Origin of the sequence: Streptomyces sp. AC555_RSS877 (assembly GCF_019049245.1) — a bacterium.
Classification (GTDB): domain Bacteria; phylum Actinomycetota; class Actinomycetes; order Streptomycetales; family Streptomycetaceae; genus Streptomyces.
Genome location: NZ_JAGMUK010000040.1, coordinates 526,638 through 543,339, shown reverse-complemented (window position 1 = coordinate 543,339; position 16,702 = coordinate 526,638). Strand labels below are relative to the sequence as shown.

The window sequence follows — 16,702 nt, the reverse complement described above, 5'->3', positions numbered from 1 at the left end:
GGTCGTCCAGTGGCTAGTCGGGCAGGGGCTCGGCGTAGTGGCGGAAGCCGTCCCGCTGGGTGCGGATGTCGTACAGGCGCCGGGCCAGGGCCTCGGGGCTGCTGTGCTCGGCATCGGGGCGGATGGCTCCGGGGATGATCAGCTGGGCGGCGTGGATGTTCTCCGGGGCGAGCGCGTCGTGCAGCATGCGGGCGTAGGCGCTTTCGGCGGCGAAGGCGATCGAGGTGCCGGCGACCTTCGGGTTGGGGCGCACGGCGCTGGAGCCGTTGACGAACAGCAGGGTGCCGCGGCCGAGTTCGCGCATGCCGGGCAGGACGGGGTTCACGCCCGCGATGGGGCCCTTGACGGAGAAGGACAGGGGGGCGTCAAGGTCGTCGGCGCTCGTGTCGAGGACCGGCTTCATGAAGTCGGCGTGGGGCACGGGGCTGTACTGGAGGATCTCGACTGGCCCGAGTGCGTCGGCCGCCGCCCGCAGGGCCACCGTCAGGCTTGCCGGATCGAGGGCGTCGGCGGGGAAGCCGCGGGCCTGGATGTTGTCACGGGCGAGCTCGGCCGTCAGGCCGTCCAGGTTCTCGGCGCTGCGGGAGATCAGGGCGACGGTGTGGCCGGTGGCTCCGAAGCGGCGGGCGGTGGCGAGTCCGAGACCGGGTCCGGCACCGACGAGTGCGAAGGTGGTCATGACGAGTCCTTGTGTGGGCGGGGCTGATCCGTCGGAGGCGCACCGTCGGCGGCGCGCCCCGGGACCTGGAGGGTGGGCCGTCAGGGAGTCAGGAGTGCCTTGACGGCGCGGCGCTCGTCCATCGCCTTGTAGCCCTCGGCGACCTGCTCCAGGGGCAGCGTGAGGTCGAAGACCTTGCCGGGGTTGATCCGGCCGGACAGGACCAGGTCGATCAGTTCGGGCAGGTAGCGGCGCACGGGCGCGGGGCCGCCGCGCAGGCCGACGTGGGAGTGGAACAGTTCCTCGCCGTCGATCGCCACGCCGTGCGGAACGCCGACGAAGCCGACGTCGCCGCCGGGCCGGGCTGAGCTCAGGGCCTGTCGCATGGCCTCGGGGGTGCCGACGCACTCCAGCACGGAGTCGGCGCCGATGCCGCCGGTGAGGTCCTTGACGCGTGCGATGCCTTCGTCGCCGCGTTCGGTGATGATGTCGGTGGCGCCGAACTCGAGGGCGAGCTTCTGGCGGGACGCGTGGCGGCTCATGGCGATGATCCGCTCGGCGCCGAGTTCCCTGGCGGCGATGACGCCGCACAGCCCGACCGCCCCGTCGCCGACCACGACCGCGGTGGAGCCGGGCTTCACCTCGGCGGCGAGGGCGGCCCACCAGCCGGTGCCCATCACGTCGGAGACGGCGAGCAGGCCGGGCACGAATTCCTCGTCCGGGTGCTCGTCCGTGGCGAAGAGCGTGCCATGGGCGTTGGGGATGCGGACGTACTCGGCCTGGCAGGTGCTCATGAACTCGCGGTGCAGGCAGTGGGACTGCCAGCCATTGCGACAGTTCGCGCAGGTGTTGTCCGACGTTGCGAACGAACCGACCACGAACTGACCGGGCTTGACCGACGTGACCTCGCTGCCGACCTCCTCGACGATGCCGACGTACTCGTGCCCCATCGGGTGGGGCTCGTCCACGGGTTCCAGGCCGCGGTAGGGCCACAGGTCCGAGCCGCACACACAGGCGGCGACCGTGCGGATCACCGCGTCGGTCGGCTGAGTGATCTTCGGGTCGTCGCGCTCCTCGAAACGCACATCGCCGGGGGCGTAGATGACTGCTCCGCGCATGGGGGTTGCTTCCTTCAGTGCGAGGGTCCGTGGCCCGCAGCCGCGGTCGGAAACGACTGCTCACGTTCGAGCCTCACACGCGAGGGCAGGCGCGAAAAGCGGAGAGAAGTGTCCTGGGAAAGAAACATCCAGGGAGGAAACTCTCCCCCCTTTCGCAGGTGCGATCAGTGTCATGCTGGGAAGCGTGACCAGCGACGTCCCCCTCAATGAGCTGGGGGAATTCCTCAAGAAGCGCCGCTCGGAGCTGAGTCCGCGCACGGTGGGACTGCCCGACAGCGGCAGGCCCCGCCGGGTGGACGGGCTGCGCCGCGAGGAGGTCGCCCAGCTCGCCAATATCAGCACCGACTACTACACCCGACTCGAACAGGGCCGTATGCAGGCGTCCGCGCCGGTGCTGGACGTCCTCGCCCGGGTACTCCACCTGGACGACGACGAGCGGGGCTACCTCTTCCAGCTCGCGGGCAAGACCACCACCCGCACCCGGCGGCGCGGCCGGCAGAAGGTCCAACCGCAGCTGCAGCGGGTCCTGGACGACCTCACTGCCACACCCGCCATCGTGCAGGGCCGGCGCGGGGACATTCTGGCCTGGAACGCGCTGGCCGCCGCCCTGGTCACCGACTTCTCCCGCCTCCCGGAGAAGCACCGGAACTATCCCCGGATCCAGTTCACGGACCCGGCCATGCGCACGCTGTACGCCGACTGGGAGACCTCCGCGCAGATCTCCGTGGCCCAGCTCCGGATGGAAGCCGCGAAGTACCCCGAGGACCCCCGTCTGATCGAGCTGGTCGGTGAACTGTCCTTGCGTGACAAGCAGTTCGCCCAGTGGTGGGGCGACCACCACGTAGCCGGCCGCACTGTGGGCACGAAGACCCTCAACCATGCGGTCGTCGGAGAACTCGTCCTCGACTGGGACACCCTGACCGCCAACACGGATCCCGACCAGAACCTGACCGTCTGGACCGCCGCGCCGGGCTCCCCCACGCACGAACGGCTGCGCCTCCTCGCGTCCTGGGCAGCCGGCCGGAACCTGTCGGCATCGCAGCCGCTCGCGTGACGCCTCGTGGAGCCGGGCGCGCGGCCTTCACCGTGGAGCCGGGCTGACGGTCGTCACCGTGCAGCCGCCCCACCAAAACTCCCGCCCCAGGACCGGGCTTCCGGTGCCCGGGCCGGTACGTGGACGCTGATCACCGCCCCCGAGGCCGCCGTCGGGCGACGCAGCCCGTGCCGGGCTGTCGTGATCAGGAGACGGGGCTCCGAGGGGTGCAGGCACACCGAGGTGGGCTGTGGGGCGGGCACGGTCAGCGTCCGGAGCAGGCGGCCGTCCGGGCGGTACCGGCGGACCGCGCCACCGCCCCACACAGCGACCCACAGGCAGTCCTCGTCGTCGACGGTCATTCCGTCGGGGCTGCCCTCGTCACCGCTGAAGCGGGCGAAGATCTCGTGCCCGGTGAGGTCGCCCGTGGCCGGGTCGACCCGCCAGCGGTGGATGGTGCCGGCAGCGCTGTCCGCGAGGTAGAGGGCCGTGCCGTCGCTGTTGAACACCGGTCCGTTCACGATGGTGAGGCCGTCGAGGACGCGCTCCACTGTGCCGTCGGGATCCGTGCGGTACAGCGAGCCCGCGCCTGGGGTGCCGTCGTAGGGCATGCTGCCGGCCCAGAAGCGGCCGGCCCGGGTCGGCGACGCCGTCGTTCATCCGGCTGGGCACGGGAGTGCGGTCCTCGGGACGGTCCAGCCATTCCAGCCTGCCGTCGGCGCTGAGCAGCGCGATGCCGGTGCCCGCGGCGGCGATCCAGGTGCCCGGCTGGTCACGCACCGGTGCGACGGCGCCCAACGGCACGTCGAGGAGGGCCAGTTGGTGCGGGGCCAGGTCGGGACCGTCGTGCACTTCGAAGGGCCGGCCGCTGAGGATGTCGACGTACACGAACCGGCCGTCGGTCCAACGCCCCCCTTCGGCGAGTTCGTAGCCGCCTTGGACCACGATCGTCGTCGACTGCTGTGCGGCGGATGTCATCGTCGCCCTCCTCGTCAGCGGATCGTGGTGCCGTCCGGTTCGTCGAGCAGGCCGAGTTCGTCCTGCGTCGGCAGGCCCTCCCAGTCGCCCCGGCTGCCGACGGCGAAGGCCGCGGTGGTGACGGCTCGGAGCAGGCGTGCCGGGATGTCGGCGCCGTGGAGGAGGCCCGACAGGTATCCGGCGACGAAGGCGTCGCCCGCGCCGACCAGGTCGACCGCGTCGACCTGCCGTGCGGAGCGGTCGGTCGTGCCGTCGGCGGTATTGGCGGTCGCCCCGCGTGCGCCCCGCTTGATGACCACCTCCCTGACACCTGCGGCCAGGAGGCTCTTCACGCCCTCGGGCTCGCCCGCGTCGGGCCGTTCCAGCATCAGCGGCAATTCGTCCTCGGAGGCTATGAGCAGGTCGGTGCGGTCCAGCAGAGGCCGGAGCACCGTGCGCGCCCGGTCGGCGGTCCACAGCCGGGAGCGGTAGTTGACGTCGAGGCATACGGTGATGCCGGCCTCGCGAGCCGTTGTCGCGGCCGCCGCAGCCGCCTCGGCCGCGGACGGACTGAGCGCCGGCGTGATGCCGGTCAGATGCAGGACGCGGGTTTCCGGCGTGAGGGCGGGCAGCACGTCGGCCGGTGAGACGGCCGAACCCGCGGAACCGGCACGGTAGTAGCTGACGCGCGTCAGGGTGCCCAACCGGGGTTCGGTCAGCAGCAGTCCGGTCGGCCGTCCGGTGTCGTCGGCAACCGCGTACGCGGTGTCGATGCCCTCGGCGCGCAGGGTGCGCAGCACCAGGGCGCCGAGTTCGTCCGCACCGACCCGGCCGGCCCAGCGCACCCGGTGTCCGAGCCGGGCGAGGCCGATGGCGACGTTGGACTCGGCTCCCGCCACGGACAGGCCGAGACTTCCGCCCAGCCGCAGCATGCTGTGGGCCCGGAGAGCGGCCATCGTCTCGCCGAAGGTGACCACTTCGGGCGCGGTCTGGTGAGCCGGTGTCGTCATGGCGTCTCCCGGGTGACGGTGGCGCGGAACGCGGCCACGCGGCCACGGAGTTGGCCCAGGTCCCCGCCGTCGGCGGCGTCGCCGATCAGCGGGGAGCCCACGCCGACGGCGACCGCGCCCCGGTCGAGGTAGTCGCGGGCGGCCGCTGCGTCGACTCCCCCGACGGGGACGAACGGCACCTCGGGGAACGGGTCGCGCAGGGCGCCCAGGTAGGGGGGTCCGCCCAGGGAGCCGGGGAAGAGTTTGATCGCGTCGGCGCCCCGGGCGAGGGCGAGTTCGATCTCGCTCGGTGTCAGGGCACCCATCAGCACGGGTACGCCGTAGGGCTCCAACCCGTCGACCAGTGCCGGCGTGACGAGGTACGAGGCTCCGGCGTCGACGGCGTCGACGGCGCGGGCGGCGTCCGCGGCCGAGCGGACGGTTCCGGCGCCGAGCACTGCGTCGGGGCCGAGTTCAGCACGCGCCTGCCTGATCACGGTCAGCGCGTCGGCGGTGGTCAGCGACACCTCGATGGCCGCGACGCCTTCCTCGGCGAGCGTGACGACGGTGCGCAGGGCCGCGGCGCTGTCCTTGCCTCGTACGATCGCCAGCAGTCGGTGAACTCGGAGTGATTCCACCAGGTTCATGTAGGGGTGCTCTCCTTGAGCGGGTGATTCCGTGGACGGTCGGTGGGTCACCATTCGGTGAACGATCCGTCGGCGCCGCGCCATACGGGGTTGCGCCAGCGGTGTCCGGTCTCGGCGGCGCGACGTACGGCCTTCTCGTCGATGTCGACACCCAGCCCGGGGCGGGAGGCGGCGACGGCGTAGCCGTTGTCGAAGCGGAAGGGTTCCGGGTCCATGACGTAGTCCAGCAGGTCGCACTGCTGGTTGTAGTGAATGCCCATGCTCCGTTCCTGGATCAGGAAGTTGGGAACCGCGAAGGCGATCTGCAGGCTGGCTGCCAGGGGCGATCGGGCCGAGCGGGCAGTGGGGGGCCATGGCGACGTCGTACGTCTCTGCCATGGCCGCGATGCGGCGGACCTCGGAGATGCCGCCGGCGTGTGAGAGATCGGGCTGGGCGGCGGCGATGCCGCTGGTCATGACCTCGCGGAAGTCCCAGCGGGAGTAGAGGCGTTCGCCGGTGGCGAGCGGAATGCTCGTGGACTCCACCAGGCTGCGCAGGTGTCCCGAGTGCTCCGGCAGGACGGGCTCCTCGACGAACAGCGGGTGCAGTGGTTCGAGCAGGGGCAGCAGGCGGCGGGCCATGGCGGTGGAGACCCGGCCGTGGAAGTCGACGGCGATGTCCCGTTCGTCGCCGAGCACTTCGCGGACGGCCGCGACGCGCTCGACGACCTCGGCGGTGCGGGCCGGGGTGTCGATCGCGGCGAGTTCGGCCGAGGCGTTCGTCTTCACCGCGGTGAAGCCGGCCTCGACCTGTGCCTTGGCCAGTTCGGCGACGTCGCTCGGGCGGTCTCCGCCGATCCAGGCGTACATGCGGACGCGGTCGCGGACCGGGCCGCCGAGGAGGCGGTGCACCGGGACGCCGTAGGCCTTGCCGGCGATGTCCCACAGTGCCTGGCCGATGCCCGCGACGGCGCTGGAGAGGATGGGGCCGCCACGGTAGAAGCCGCCCTTGGTGAGCACCTGCCAGTGGTCCTCGATGCGCAGCGGGTCCTGGCCGACGAGGTGGTCGGCGAGTTCGTGGACCGCCGCGCGTACCGTCTCCGCACGCCCCTCGACCACCGGCTCGCCCCAGCCGGTGATGCCCTCGTCGGTGGCGACGCGCAGGAACAGCCAGCGCGGGGCGACGAGGAAGGTCTCAAGTCCGGTTATCTTCAAGAGCCTTCCTCCGGCGGCGTGTCAGTCGCGACGTCGTCGTGGTCGTGGTCGTCCCGCGCCCGTACGACCGCCAGGTCGTCGGAAGCCTGCGCCAGGAGGGAGGCGACGGCGGCCACGGCGGCGTCCGGATCACCGGCTTCGACGGCGTCCAGCAGTTCCTGGTGCACGGGGATGGAGTCGGAGAAGTGCTGGGCGCCGTGCACGATCCGGTCGCGCACGCGCAGACCGGCCTCGACGACGACCTCCATGCGGCTGAGCAGTTCGTTGTGCGCGGCGTCCAGCAGGGCGCGGTGGAAGGCCAGGTCCGCCTCGACCATCGCGTCGGCGTCCGTCCCCGCCGCCGCCATCGCGTCGAGTGCCTGCCGCATCGCGTCCAGGTCGGACGCGGTACGGCGGGTCGCGGCGAGCCGGGCTCGGGCGGGCTCGACTATGGCTCGGACCTCGGCCAGGTCCTCCAGTAAGTCGTCGGTCGGCGCGCTGCTGCCCTGCCAGCGCAGCAGGTCGCTGTCGAGCAGGTTCCAGTCGGCGCGGGGCCTGATGGTCGTACCGCGCTTCTGCTTCGACTCGAGCAGACCCTTGGAGGCCAGTACCCGCATCGCCTCGCGCACCACGGCCTTGCTGACACCGAGGTCTGTCTCGAACTTGATCGGGTCCACCACGGAGCCCGGGGGGTAGTCGCCGCGGATGATGCGTCGGCCCAGCTCCTCCACCGCCTGGCCGTGCAGCCCCTTGCCCGGATGGGTCACCACGTTCTCCGTTTCCGCTCTGGTCCTGTTCGCGGAGACCGCGCACGGCCTTCCGCACGGTGCGCGTCGCTCGCGAGGACTCCTTCATGACGCTCCATCCTCCATCGACCACGAGGCTCGCGCCGCTCACATAGGAGGCGTCCGCCGATGCCAGGAAGGCGACGGCGGCCGCCACCTCCTCCGGCTGCCCGAACCGCTCGACCGCCGTGGCCGCCACACTGCGCGCCCGCTCCGACTCGGGGATCGAGTCCCAGGCCGCGGTGAGGATGGGCCCGGGCAGCAACGTGTTGACGCGGATGTACGGACCGTACTCGACGGCCAGTTGGCGTCCCAACGAGCACAGTGCGCCCTTCGCCGCGGCGTACGCGGCATGGCCGGCCCCCTCGGCCGTGCCGTGGAGCTGCTGCGGGCGCGTCACCCCGGCATCCCCGTCACGTACTCGCTGGGAGAGCCCTGGCCACTCGAACTCGACGAGTTGCCGGAGCAGGCGCAGATCACCCACTTCCACTTCTACGTCTACGGCGTCCTCGGCGCGCTGTACCAGGCCGCCGGACTCGGACACGGCACCGAGCAGGCACCCCTCACAGCCACCTGGCCCACCCCCGAACTGGCCCGCATGCTGCGCCCGGACGCACCCGCCTTCGCCGACTGCCAGCCTGACGAGCCCTGGCGGCTGGCAGCCACCGGGATCCCGCGCGAACTGTTCTACGCGCACGACTGGGTCCATCCCGACCGCTGGGACCTGTGGCTGTACGACAACCACCTTCCGCACCGCGAGGCCATGCGGCAGACCCTGGCCCTGTGGGTCGACTCCGTCGCCGGATTCGCCCGCCGCCGCGGAATCCCGGCCGTCCTCGGCGAAGGCGTGGTGGGATACACGCCTCTGCTGACCCGTTTCGAGGAGGACGCCGTCGGCAAGGACCTCGCGGAGTTCGTCGTCGACCGATGCCTCGAGGCAGGGTTCAAGGGTGTCGTTCTGACCTCGAACGCGGCACCTCACCACCCCATGTGGAACACCGACCAGGACTGGATGCGTCGCGTCAACGCACGCATCACAGTCGGCTGAAGCACGACTGTGCCGCGGCCGGATGGGCCATCGGTACTCACCTGGCCGAGACCGGCCGCGTCTGCCCGGTCGGCCGGTGGATCGGGCCGGTGATCCGGGTCAGGGTCAGACCTGTGCCCTGGTTGGTGTGGGCGATGATCTCCGCGGCGATCGACACAGCCGTCTCCTCGGGCGTGCGGGCTCCGAGGTCGAGGCCAATCGGGGAACGCAGCCGCGCCAACCGGCCGTCCGTCACGCCCTCTTGGCGCAGGAGGCGCAGGCGCTCGTCATGGGTGCGCCGGGAGCCCATGGCCCCCACGTAACCGACGGGCAGGCCGAGTGCCAGGCGCAGCAGCGGGGTGTCGAACTTGGCCTCGTGGGTGAGGCACAGACGGCGGTGCGCTCGTCCACCTCGGTGCGCTCCAGGTAGCGGTGAGGCCAGTCGACGACCACCTCGTCCGCGTACGGGAAGCGTGCCGCGGTGGCGAAGACCGGGCGGGCGTCGCACACGGTGACCCGGTAGCCCAGGCAGCGGCCCGCCTGGCTGAGGGCGGCGGCGAAGTCCACCGCACCGAACACCAGCAGGCGCGGCCGGGACGCACGCCCGTGGAAGAGGACGGACAGCCGTTGCGGGCATCCGTCTCCCTCCCCGCCGATGTCGACGCGGGCGGTGCGGCCGGCCCACAGCATGGCCCTGGCCTGATCGGCCACCGCCCGGTCCACCGGCCCGCCGTCCACACCCCCGTAGGTGACGTGATCCTCGTCGAGGACGCTCGGAGTTGAGCCGACGAGGCCGTCGGGGCCGTCCACGACCTGGGCCACGGCGACCGGTCGTCCTCGAACGGCCTCGGCGAGGGCCGTGGAAAGGTGCGGCCGGGTCGCGGGATCGACGCGCTGTACGGAGACGTCGAGTTCGCCGCCGCAGGTCAGTAGTTGGTCGGCTCGTCCGGGTCGGCCTCGCGCAGGTCCGTCGCGGGCTGCCGGGCGTCGTAGCCGACCTGCACCAGGCTCGCACCGTGCTGCGCTGCCTCCAAAGTGACAGCCACGACGACCGCGACCGGCTGGCCGTGGAAGAGCACCCGGTCGTCCTGGAAGGTCCTCAACCGCCGCCCGGCCTAATTGTTCGACCCGGCGTTGTCGCGGTATGGCAACTTCCGCGCGTTGCGGTGGTGGATCACCTTCAGCACGCCCGGAAGGGCTTCGGCGGCGCCGGTGTCGATCGACGTGATGCGACCGCGGCCGATGCTGCTGTCGACGATGACCGCGTGCACGACCCCGTCGACGTCGTGTTCGTCGGATCAGTAGACATACGTACGCCTTCACATCACAGACAGGTCAGTCGTACACGACGGCGGGAGGGGAGGCGGGATCGTCATCACCGCGGATCCTGGCGACCGCGTGCCTTGGCGGCGGCTGCTCACACGGGCAGCATCTCAGCACCGGCATCGCTCGTGGCAGGGAGACTCTCCTCCCCCCCTTCACGCTCCCTCAGGGACGAATCGCCGACACGATCGGGGGCACTTCCGCGCGGGAGGGAGCCGAACAGAGCCGCGCGGTCACCGCGGTTGTGGGTGGTGGGTCGCGCAGCACGATGTCGGCCGCTTGGACCTGTTCCACCGGTCCCTGGACCTGCCCGTGTCCAAGCGGGCAGTGCACGACCAGACCCTTTCACCAGGCTCGCCGAGGGAACCGCTCCGGGCCGCAGGGAGACTTCGTCGCCCGGAGCGGTTCGTCGTCGGCCGCGTGGGGCCTGCCTCAGTGATCGAGCGGCTGGTACTCGAACCAGTCGAAGTGCACGGCCCCGGCCGCGGCGAACATTCCGATGACCCTGCCGGTGAAGCCGCCGGCGACCTCCGTGGACAGGTATTTGCCGTCCAGAGTGGCGAGTTCGGCGTATGTGCCGTCCGGCTCCTCGATGCCGAGCGAAACGACATCGGGGCCGGTGCGCGCGTCGTTCATCGTGTGGACGGCAGCCACCTCGATGCGCAGAACCACGGGTCCCGGAGGTGTCGCCCGGGACGCCACGACGGTGTGCAACGGCCCGATACGGGCGCGCACTTGCACCTGGCCGGACCAGGCCTCGATGTCGTAGTGGTGCTGTTCGTCGAGACGGACGGCCAGGCCTCCGCCTCCTTCCGACACGTCGGCCAAGGCCCGTACCCGGCAGGACAGGTCTTGCTGCCGCCGGCCGACGAACGTCACGTCGGTGTCGTCGAGTGAGGTGCCTCGGGCGTGCAGGGTGAGCCAGCCGGGCCGTTCCTTCGTGGTGCACACCTCCGCAGGCCGGTGCCGCAGCGAGATCCAGTACGGAGCCGGCTCGCTCCGCTCGAAGTCGTCCCGGTCCGGCACGACGGCATGCGGCTGCAGTGGCCAGGAGGGCACGGGCAGGGAGGACGACAGTTCGCCGACTACGGGCCAGCCGTCGACCCAGTCGACCGGCACCAGGAACGTCTCCCGGCCGAGTACGTGCCAGCCCGGGGTGCCACCGCCCGGCCGCACGCCGAGCAGCACCATCCACCACGAGTCGTCGGGCCCCTGCACCAGGTCGGCGTGGCCGGTGTTCTGGATGGGGTGTTCGGTGCCCCGGTGACTCAGGATCGGGTTGGCGGGGCACGGCTCGAAGGGACCGGTGGGCGTGCGGCCACGGGCGATCGAGACGCTGTGGCAGCGCTCGGTGCCGCCCTCGGCGATGAGCAGGTACCAGTAGTCACCGATGTGGTAGAGATGCGGGGCTTCGGGGGCCTTGGCGCCGGGGGTGCCGGACCAGATCCGTTGGGCCGCGCCGAGCGTCTCCCCGGTGTGGGGATCGATGCGGATCTGGCCGACTCCGGCGGTGGTGCACCAGCAGTTGCCGTCGTCGTCCCAGGCGAGGTCCGGGTCGATGCCGTGCACTCCGGGCAGTCGGATCGGATCGGACCAGGGGCCGGCGGGGTCGGTGGCCGTGAACAGCAGATTGCCGTCGCCGCTGACGTTGGTGACGATCAGCCAGAAGCGGCCGTCGTGGTAGCGCAGTGTGGGTGCGTAGATTCCGCCCGAGGAAGGCGAGTCAAGTGGCAGGCGCAGTTGGCTGGGCCGGTCGAGAGCGTTCCCGATCTGGGTCCAGTGGACCAGGTCCCGGCTGTGGAAGATGGGCACCCCGGGGAAGTACTCGAAGCTGGAGCAGGCCAGGTAGTAGTCCTCGCCGGCCCGGCAGACGGACGGATCGGGATAGAAGCCGGGGATCACGGGGTTGCTGATGGTGTTGTCCGTCTCGGGCATGCTCGGCACCCTCATCGACTCCTGTCACTGGTGTGTCCACACGGCGGAGATCCGTGGCGCGATGCGAAAGTTTCGTAGCGGGATCCAGATAGTTTCCAGCGGAGGCTATCGACGGCCCGCCACAGTGGTCAATGGCCGTGCGACCCTCTCCCCACGCGGAACGCACCCGGCTGCGCCAGGCAGGGCATGCCGACCGCCGCCCACTGCGGGCGTCAACGCCGTCGGTCACGCGGGAAGCCGCGCTCGCGGGATCAACTCTTGGGCGGTGCCGTGCTGTTGCGGACCGTCAGGGTCGTCGCGATCTCCAACCCGACCTGGGGAGCCGCCTCGCCGCGACCGAGTGTGAGCGCGAGCTCGGTCGCGGCTGCGGCCATCTCGGTCAGGGGCTGGTGGACGGTGGTCAGGGGCGGATCCACCCAGGCCGCGACCGGCAGGTCGTCGAAACCGACGACGCTCAGGTCGTCGGGGATGCGCAGGCCTGCTTCACGTGCCGCCTGGTAGACGCCGAGCGCCTGCAGGTCGTTGGCGGCGAAGATCGCGGTCGGGCGGTCGGACCGGGCCAGCAGAGAACGTGCCGCCGCGCAGCCGTCCTCCTGCGTGAGCGGCGCGTGCACGACGAGGTCCGGGTCGACCGGCAGGCCCGCGGCGTGCATCGCGGAGCGGTATCCGTCCATCCGGGCGCAGCAGAACAGCTGGTCCTGGGGGCCGCCGATCACGGCGATGCGCCGGTGCCCGAGTTCGGTGAGGTGGCGGGTCGCGGCCCGGCCGCCGGACCAGTTGGTGGCGCCCACGAACGGGACGTCGTCCGGCAGTTCCGTGGCGGGGTCGAAGACGACGAACGGGATGCCCTTCGCCTTCAGTTGCTCACGCTCGGCCTCGGAGAGCTGGGCCACGGACAAGACGCAGTTCGGGCGCCGGAAGACGGTGTCGTCCCAGGTGGGCGGGGCGGTTTCGTGCAGCCCGAACTCGGACACCATGACGCCCACACGATGCCGGCGGGCCACCTGCTCGACGCCCCGGATGATCTCGATCGCCCACATGTGCTTGAGCTCGCGGAACACGAGTTCCACGACGTTGTTCCGGTTGGCGCCGGTGGGCCTTCGGTAGCCGTACCTGCTGACCAGTTCCTCGACCCGTGCGCGTGTGTCCGCGGAGACCCCCGACTTGCCGTTGATCACCTTGGACACGGTCGGGACCGAGACCCCCGCCGACTGGGCGATGTACGCGATGGTGACCGGCCGGGACGTGTCGCCCTGCCCACCGTCCTTGTCCACCGGCCCGTCAACTGCATAGTCCGCCAAGGTCGCCTTCTCGATCATCGAACCGCCCGCGCCCGGCCAGGAGTCTGACGCACGAGCCGGTTGAACAGCGTCGTATGGGTGTGCCACGGCCATTCTCGCATCTCTTACCGACGAACCTGTGGCCCAGGACACATCGTCATGTTAATTTCTCCGCCGCATACGGCGAAACTTTCCTTCTTCACCCCTTTCCGGCCGCCTGCAGGCCGAGCCCACGTGTCGACGCGTCCGGCAGAGGACCTGCCCGGACTGCGCCGCCCACCAACGGAAGGTGCACGTGATGATGAGGAGACCTCGACGCCACCTCCGAGCAGGATCTCACCGGCACCTTCGACCGCGCGTACAACGCCTTCGTCGCACGCGGCATCCCGGTCATCATCGGCGAGTACGCCCTGCTCGCCTACGACCACAACCGGCCCGGCATCATCCAACTCGGCGAGCAGCGCAAGTACTTCGAGTTCCTGGGCGACTACGCCCGCCGCCGCGACCTCACCACCATGCTGTGGGACGCCGGTCAGTTCCTGAACCGCACCACCCTGCAATGGCGGGACCCGGAACTGTTCGCCCAGATCAAGTCGAGCTGGACCACACGTTCGGGCACCGCCTCCAGCGACCTGGTGTTCCTCCCGAAGTCGAGCCCCATCACCGGCCGGACGCTCATGCTGAACCCGAACAGCACCGACTTCCAGGGCCTGCGGCATGGCTCCCGCAGCCCAACCAGGGGTTGAACCGTGCCTGCGACCAGAGTGGTTGTTGATGTACCACCAGGGGTGTAGCCGTGGGTGAAACCGGGTGGTGCGATCGCTTGGGGCCTGGGCTCGGACGAGGTTCGCGCAACGCACTCCACGTCCTCGGGGCCGACGCCGGACAGAGCGAGTTACGGCCGTCATCACCGCTGGGCCCGCTGCCCATGGTTTGATCGGCACGCGCGATCGGGACGGTGACCGCCGGCCCCGATCCGCGAGGCGGGTTCGATGTGGAATTGACCGTTCCCGTGACCCGCGACAGGTGAGGAAGGGTCTCGGCTCCCGGCGGGGCAGCCGTGGAGGAGGGGGAAGCCACGCATGCCCAGAGTGCTCGTCGCAGACGACCAGTTCCTGATCCGCTCGGGGCTCATCGCGCTCCTGCGGGCCGCACCGGGCGTCGAGGTCGTCGGCGAGGCGCAGGACGGCGAGGAGGCGATCGAGCTGGCCGCGCGGACCAGACCGGACGTCATCCTGATGGACATTCGCATGCCGGGCATCAGCGGGATCACCGCCACCGAGCGGATCCTCGCCCAGGCTGCGCCCCCGCTCCCCAAGATCCTCGTCCTGACCACCTTCGACCTCGACGAGTACGTCCACGGCGCGCTGAAGGTCGGCGCCTGCGGCTTCCTGCTCAAGGACACCCCGCCGGACCGGCTGCTCGCCGCCATCGACACCGTGCACGCCGGCGACATGCTGTTCAGCGCCCCGGTGATCAAAAGGCTCATCGAGACCTACACCCCCCGCCCGGCCGTACCCGAGCCGCACTGCGGACTGGACACCCTGACCCCCAGGGAGTTGGAAGTCCTCGGGCTGGTCGGGGCGGGCATGTCCAACTCCGACATCGCCCAGCGACTCGTCCTCAGCACAGCGACCATCAAGACACACGTCCACCGATGCATGAGCAAGCTCACGCTGAACAGCCGGGCCCAGGCCGTCGTGTTCGCGTACGAGACCGGACTGATCTCCCGTGGCCCCGCGACCTGGAGTACGGACAACACCTGACCAGGCATGTGGTCCGCTGGTCATCCCCCGACCGCGTTGCGTTACTCCTCACTCTCGACCTGCTGTGCTGGAGGGGCCTCGGCTTGAGTTCCGGGGCCACACAGGCGCCGGAACCCGGAGTCGGCCAGCCACTTGAGCCGGTCGTCCTCGGCAGCGAGTCCCTGACCCGCCGTGTCACCCCAAGTCTCCTGGTCGAGCAGCGCGAGATATGAGGTCCCGCATCGTTCCCAACGGGCTTTCATGCCAGGATCGTCGCTGCCGATCGGTGTCTCGTGTGCCAGGTATTGGGCGATCATGGCCGCGGCGAAGTAGCGCTCGATCGTGGGCCCGAGGCCTCCGAGAGAGCGAACGTGTGCCTCCAGGACGACGACCGCGTACGGATAGCGACGTAGTGAAGTGCCCATGCCGTCGCTGTACGTCATCACATGGAGAAGCCGGGTCGTGTGGTCAATCAGCTCGGCGTCGTCCCCGAATGCCATGACGGCTTCGTGGAGTTCGGCCATCCGCGCGACCTGGCCCGCGAAGTAGCCGTTGAGGTAGTCGCCGTCGACCGCCCTCCGCAAGAGCCAGGGCCGAACGGCCGGGTCGCTGTCCACTAGCCCGCACAGGGCCTCCACCACGTACACCCGGCCCCAGCCGGTCACCCGCTCGGCCAGCCAGATCAGTGAGTCGGCACCGCTCGGCAAGCGTTCAAGGCCCCGTGCCGCGAGCGGTCCGAACGTACAGGAGAGCAGTCCGATGGTCTGGATCAACGGGATGTCATCCACCCTGCCAACGGCCGCAAGCAAGGCCAACCCGACCGTGACGGCGGAGGTGGCGGTCCCGTGCCGTACCAGCCACCGGCCGGCTTCCCGGGCTCGGACTTCCCCAGCCGTTCTGGCGGCGGAGGCGATGGGCTCGTTGTAGTGGATCGGAACGTACACGTCATGGAAGCGGTCGCTCAGCGCACTCGGCACAGCGTTCGGATCGGCGAAGTGCGCGGTGAGAACCCGGGCGACGTCGACTCCCACGAGCTCGCGGTCGCGCGGCGGTTTCGGGCGGGGTTCACGTCGGCGCCGTTCCTCATCGGGATACGGCTCACCGTCGCAGGGAAGGGGCCCGTCCGGCCACTGCCGATGCAGTCGGAGCGCATGGCCGAACAGCGTGTTCCGGGCTCCGGGCAGTCCAGTCCCGGGCGTCACGCTCACAGGCGGACGGAAGACTCGATTCTCTTGATCACGCCCGTGAGCCTGCCATCTCCCACCCACCGCGACAAGCGCTTTCTGCCGGCAGAGCGACGCCTGTCTGCGCCCTGCCGGGGCCGGCAGTCGATCTAAGACGCCTCCACCGCCGCCTTGATCCGCTGCCCGAACGCGGGCGCGTCCTTGCGTGCCGCAACCAGCGCGAAGCCCACCAGCAGCTTTCCGATGCCGTGGCCTTCCAGGGCATTGAAGATCCGCACCCTGGTCGTGGCCGGGCCGGTTGCCTCCAGGTCGTAGCCACCCTGGTCAGCCGTCACGAGGTTCTTCGAGATCTCCGTCCAGCGGATCCGATGGGGCGCCTCGAATTCGGTGATCCGGAACTCTCGGCCCGTCTTCATACCGGCGTCCTTGACCGTGCTCGTGAAGACCGTGCCCACTGCCGTCGGTCCCTGCGGCGTCTTGGTGATCTTCTGGACCCTGGGGCTGAACTCGGGGTCGTTCGTGCCGTCGGCGAGGAAGGCGAAGACTTCCTCGACAGGGCGGTTGATCTCGGTCGTCGCCTCAAACTGACCGGCCACGGTTCCTCCTGTGCTGCGGTCGCTGGAGCTCCGGCTGAGTGCACGCCTGATGGGCCAGGCACCAGCAGCGTATCGGTCCGCGGGGCGTCGTAGTCGGTGCGGGCGTTGTGTTGTGGCGGGCGTTGTGTTGTGGCGGGCGACGGGACGGTGACACGGTCTGTCGGAACCGAGATGGCAGGCCACTCTCGCGCCCGGCCTGTCCCTCGGTGGATGATCTCCTTGAGCCGGTCGCGTCAGCGGCCGGCTCAGGCG

General features: G+C 70.3%; 13 protein-coding genes and 6 pseudogenes. 4 read left to right on the top strand and 15 right to left on the bottom strand.

The features are described from left to right. Nucleotides 1–13 precede the first annotated feature (13 nt). Both KUM49_RS19820 and KUM49_RS19815 read right to left on the bottom strand, forming a co-directional pair. A complete protein-coding gene (locus tag KUM49_RS19820) occupies nucleotides 14–679 on the bottom strand; it encodes an SDR family oxidoreductase (RefSeq protein ID WP_217238177.1) in 666 nt (221 codons plus the stop codon). Nucleotides 680–759: 80 nt separating this feature from the next. Further along, the gene (locus KUM49_RS19815) at nucleotides 760–1,776 is read right to left on the bottom strand and encodes a zinc-dependent alcohol dehydrogenase family protein (protein WP_217238176.1); all 1,017 of its coding nucleotides are present in this window, start codon (nucleotides 1,774–1,776) and stop codon (nucleotides 760–762) included. A gap of 172 nt (nucleotides 1,777–1,948) precedes the next feature. Here KUM49_RS19815 and KUM49_RS19810 point away from each other — a divergent pair, with 172 nt between their 5' ends. Then, nucleotides 1,949–2,830 (top strand): helix-turn-helix domain-containing protein, encoded by an 882-nt coding sequence (locus KUM49_RS19810; protein WP_217238175.1) that lies wholly within the window; start codon nucleotides 1,949–1,951, stop codon nucleotides 2,828–2,830. Nucleotides 2,831–2,883: 53 nt separating this feature from the next. Here KUM49_RS19810 and KUM49_RS50240 read toward each other — a convergent pair whose 3' ends face one another. The 7 genes and pseudogenes from KUM49_RS50240 to KUM49_RS19780 form a co-directional block, all read right to left on the bottom strand. Continuing rightward, entirely contained in the window at nucleotides 2,884–3,420 is a 537-nt protein-coding gene (locus KUM49_RS50240; RefSeq protein WP_308406669.1) for an SMP-30/gluconolactonase/LRE family protein, read from the bottom strand. Nucleotides 3,421–3,511: 91 nt separating this feature from the next. Beyond that, nucleotides 3,512–3,787 (bottom strand): annotated as a pseudogene (locus tag KUM49_RS50235) (SMP-30/gluconolactonase/LRE family protein); the annotation flags it as partial. A 14-nt stretch (nucleotides 3,788–3,801) separates the two neighbouring features. After that, nucleotides 3,802–4,776, bottom strand: coding sequence for a sugar kinase (locus tag KUM49_RS19800; RefSeq protein ID WP_217238174.1), 975 nt, complete (start codon nucleotides 4,774–4,776; stop codon nucleotides 3,802–3,804). Further along, nucleotides 4,773–5,402 carry a bifunctional 4-hydroxy-2-oxoglutarate aldolase/2-dehydro-3-deoxy-phosphogluconate aldolase gene (locus KUM49_RS19795; protein ID WP_217238173.1) on the bottom strand — a complete coding sequence of 210 codons (630 nt, stop codon included), beginning with the start codon at nucleotides 5,400–5,402 and terminating at the stop codon, nucleotides 4,773–4,775. Before KUM49_RS19795 ends, KUM49_RS19800 begins: the two co-directional genes overlap by 4 nt. A gap of 47 nt (nucleotides 5,403–5,449) precedes the next feature. Continuing rightward, nucleotides 5,450–6,596, bottom strand: a pseudogene (gene dgoD, locus KUM49_RS19790) (galactonate dehydratase). Continuing rightward, complete coding sequence (locus KUM49_RS19785; RefSeq protein WP_217238172.1) at nucleotides 6,593–7,345, bottom strand: FadR/GntR family transcriptional regulator; 753 nt, start codon at nucleotides 7,343–7,345, stop codon at nucleotides 6,593–6,595. Before KUM49_RS19785 ends, dgoD begins: the two are co-directional and overlap by 4 nt. 70 nt (nucleotides 7,346–7,415) lie before the next feature. Next, a pseudogene (locus KUM49_RS19780) lies at nucleotides 7,416–7,721 on the bottom strand (SDR family oxidoreductase); the annotation flags it as partial. Here KUM49_RS19780 and KUM49_RS50230 point away from each other — a divergent pair. Further along, entirely contained in the window at nucleotides 7,713–8,408 is a 696-nt protein-coding gene (locus tag KUM49_RS50230) for a cellulase-like family protein (protein WP_308406668.1), read from the top strand. The pseudogene KUM49_RS19780 and the gene KUM49_RS50230 sit on opposite strands and share 9 nt — an antisense overlap. Nucleotides 8,409–8,604: 196 nt before the next feature. On the opposite strand, the pseudogene KUM49_RS19770 reads toward KUM49_RS50230, so the two are convergent. The 4 genes and pseudogenes from KUM49_RS19770 to KUM49_RS19755 form a co-directional block, all read right to left on the bottom strand. Continuing rightward, nucleotides 8,605–9,197, bottom strand: a pseudogene (locus tag KUM49_RS19770) (XdhC family protein); the annotation flags it as partial. A gap of 119 nt (nucleotides 9,198–9,316) precedes the next feature. Next, nucleotides 9,317–9,679: pseudogene (locus KUM49_RS48420) on the bottom strand (xanthine dehydrogenase family protein molybdopterin-binding subunit); the annotation flags it as partial. A 463-nt stretch (nucleotides 9,680–10,142) separates the two neighbouring features. Continuing rightward, on the bottom strand, nucleotides 10,143–11,660 hold the full coding sequence (locus KUM49_RS19760; protein ID WP_217238170.1) for a glycoside hydrolase family 43 protein: 1,518 nt from the start codon (nucleotides 11,658–11,660) through the stop codon (nucleotides 10,143–10,145). A gap of 236 nt (nucleotides 11,661–11,896) precedes the next feature. Then, nucleotides 11,897–12,964, bottom strand: a complete 1,068-nt coding sequence (locus KUM49_RS19755) for a LacI family DNA-binding transcriptional regulator (RefSeq protein ID WP_217238169.1) — start codon at nucleotides 12,962–12,964, stop codon at nucleotides 11,897–11,899. 290 nt (nucleotides 12,965–13,254) lie between these two features. Between KUM49_RS19755 and KUM49_RS49810 the strand changes: the two are divergent. Continuing rightward, nucleotides 13,255–13,671, top strand: a pseudogene (locus tag KUM49_RS49810) (cellulase); the annotation flags it as partial. Nucleotides 13,672–14,007: 336 nt separating this feature from the next. Beyond that, entirely contained in the window at nucleotides 14,008–14,691 is a 684-nt protein-coding gene (locus tag KUM49_RS19745; protein ID WP_217238168.1) for a response regulator transcription factor, read from the top strand. 41 nt (nucleotides 14,692–14,732) lie between these two features. Here KUM49_RS19745 and KUM49_RS19740 read toward each other — a convergent pair whose 3' ends face one another. Both KUM49_RS19740 and KUM49_RS19735 read right to left on the bottom strand, forming a co-directional pair. Further along, nucleotides 14,733–15,701 carry a hypothetical protein gene (locus KUM49_RS19740; RefSeq protein WP_217238167.1) on the bottom strand — a complete coding sequence of 323 codons (969 nt, stop codon included), beginning with the start codon at nucleotides 15,699–15,701 and terminating at the stop codon, nucleotides 14,733–14,735. Between the two features lie 302 nt (nucleotides 15,702–16,003). Continuing rightward, nucleotides 16,004–16,450, bottom strand: coding sequence for an SRPBCC family protein (locus KUM49_RS19735; RefSeq protein ID WP_217238166.1), 447 nt, complete (start codon nucleotides 16,448–16,450; stop codon nucleotides 16,004–16,006). Between the last annotated feature and the right edge of the window lie 252 nt (nucleotides 16,451–16,702).

Coding starts and splice junctions, on each gene's coding strand:
- KUM49_RS50230 (WP_308406668.1), top strand. CDS start 7,713: ATGGCCGGCCCCCTCGGCCGTGCCGTGGAGCTGCTGCGGGCGCGTCAC.
- KUM49_RS50240 (WP_308406669.1), bottom strand. CDS start 3,420: ATGCCCTACGACGGCACCCCAGGCGCGGGCTCGCTGTACCGCACGGAT.
- KUM49_RS19800 (WP_217238174.1), bottom strand. CDS start 4,776: ATGACGACACCGGCTCACCAGACCGCGCCCGAAGTGGTCACCTTCGGC.
- KUM49_RS19795 (WP_217238173.1), bottom strand. CDS start 5,402: ATGAACCTGGTGGAATCACTCCGAGTTCACCGACTGCTGGCGATCGTA.
- KUM49_RS19745 (WP_217238168.1), top strand. CDS start 14,008: ATGCCCAGAGTGCTCGTCGCAGACGACCAGTTCCTGATCCGCTCGGGG.
- KUM49_RS19820 (WP_217238177.1), bottom strand. CDS start 679: ATGACCACCTTCGCACTCGTCGGTGCCGGACCCGGTCTCGGACTCGCC.
- KUM49_RS19760 (WP_217238170.1), bottom strand. CDS start 11,660: ATGAGGGTGCCGAGCATGCCCGAGACGGACAACACCATCAGCAACCCC.
- KUM49_RS19815 (WP_217238176.1), bottom strand. CDS start 1,776: ATGCGCGGAGCAGTCATCTACGCCCCCGGCGATGTGCGTTTCGAGGAG.
- KUM49_RS19755 (WP_217238169.1), bottom strand. CDS start 12,964: ATGATCGAGAAGGCGACCTTGGCGGACTATGCAGTTGACGGGCCGGTG.
- KUM49_RS19810 (WP_217238175.1), top strand. CDS start 1,949: ATGCTGGGAAGCGTGACCAGCGACGTCCCCCTCAATGAGCTGGGGGAA.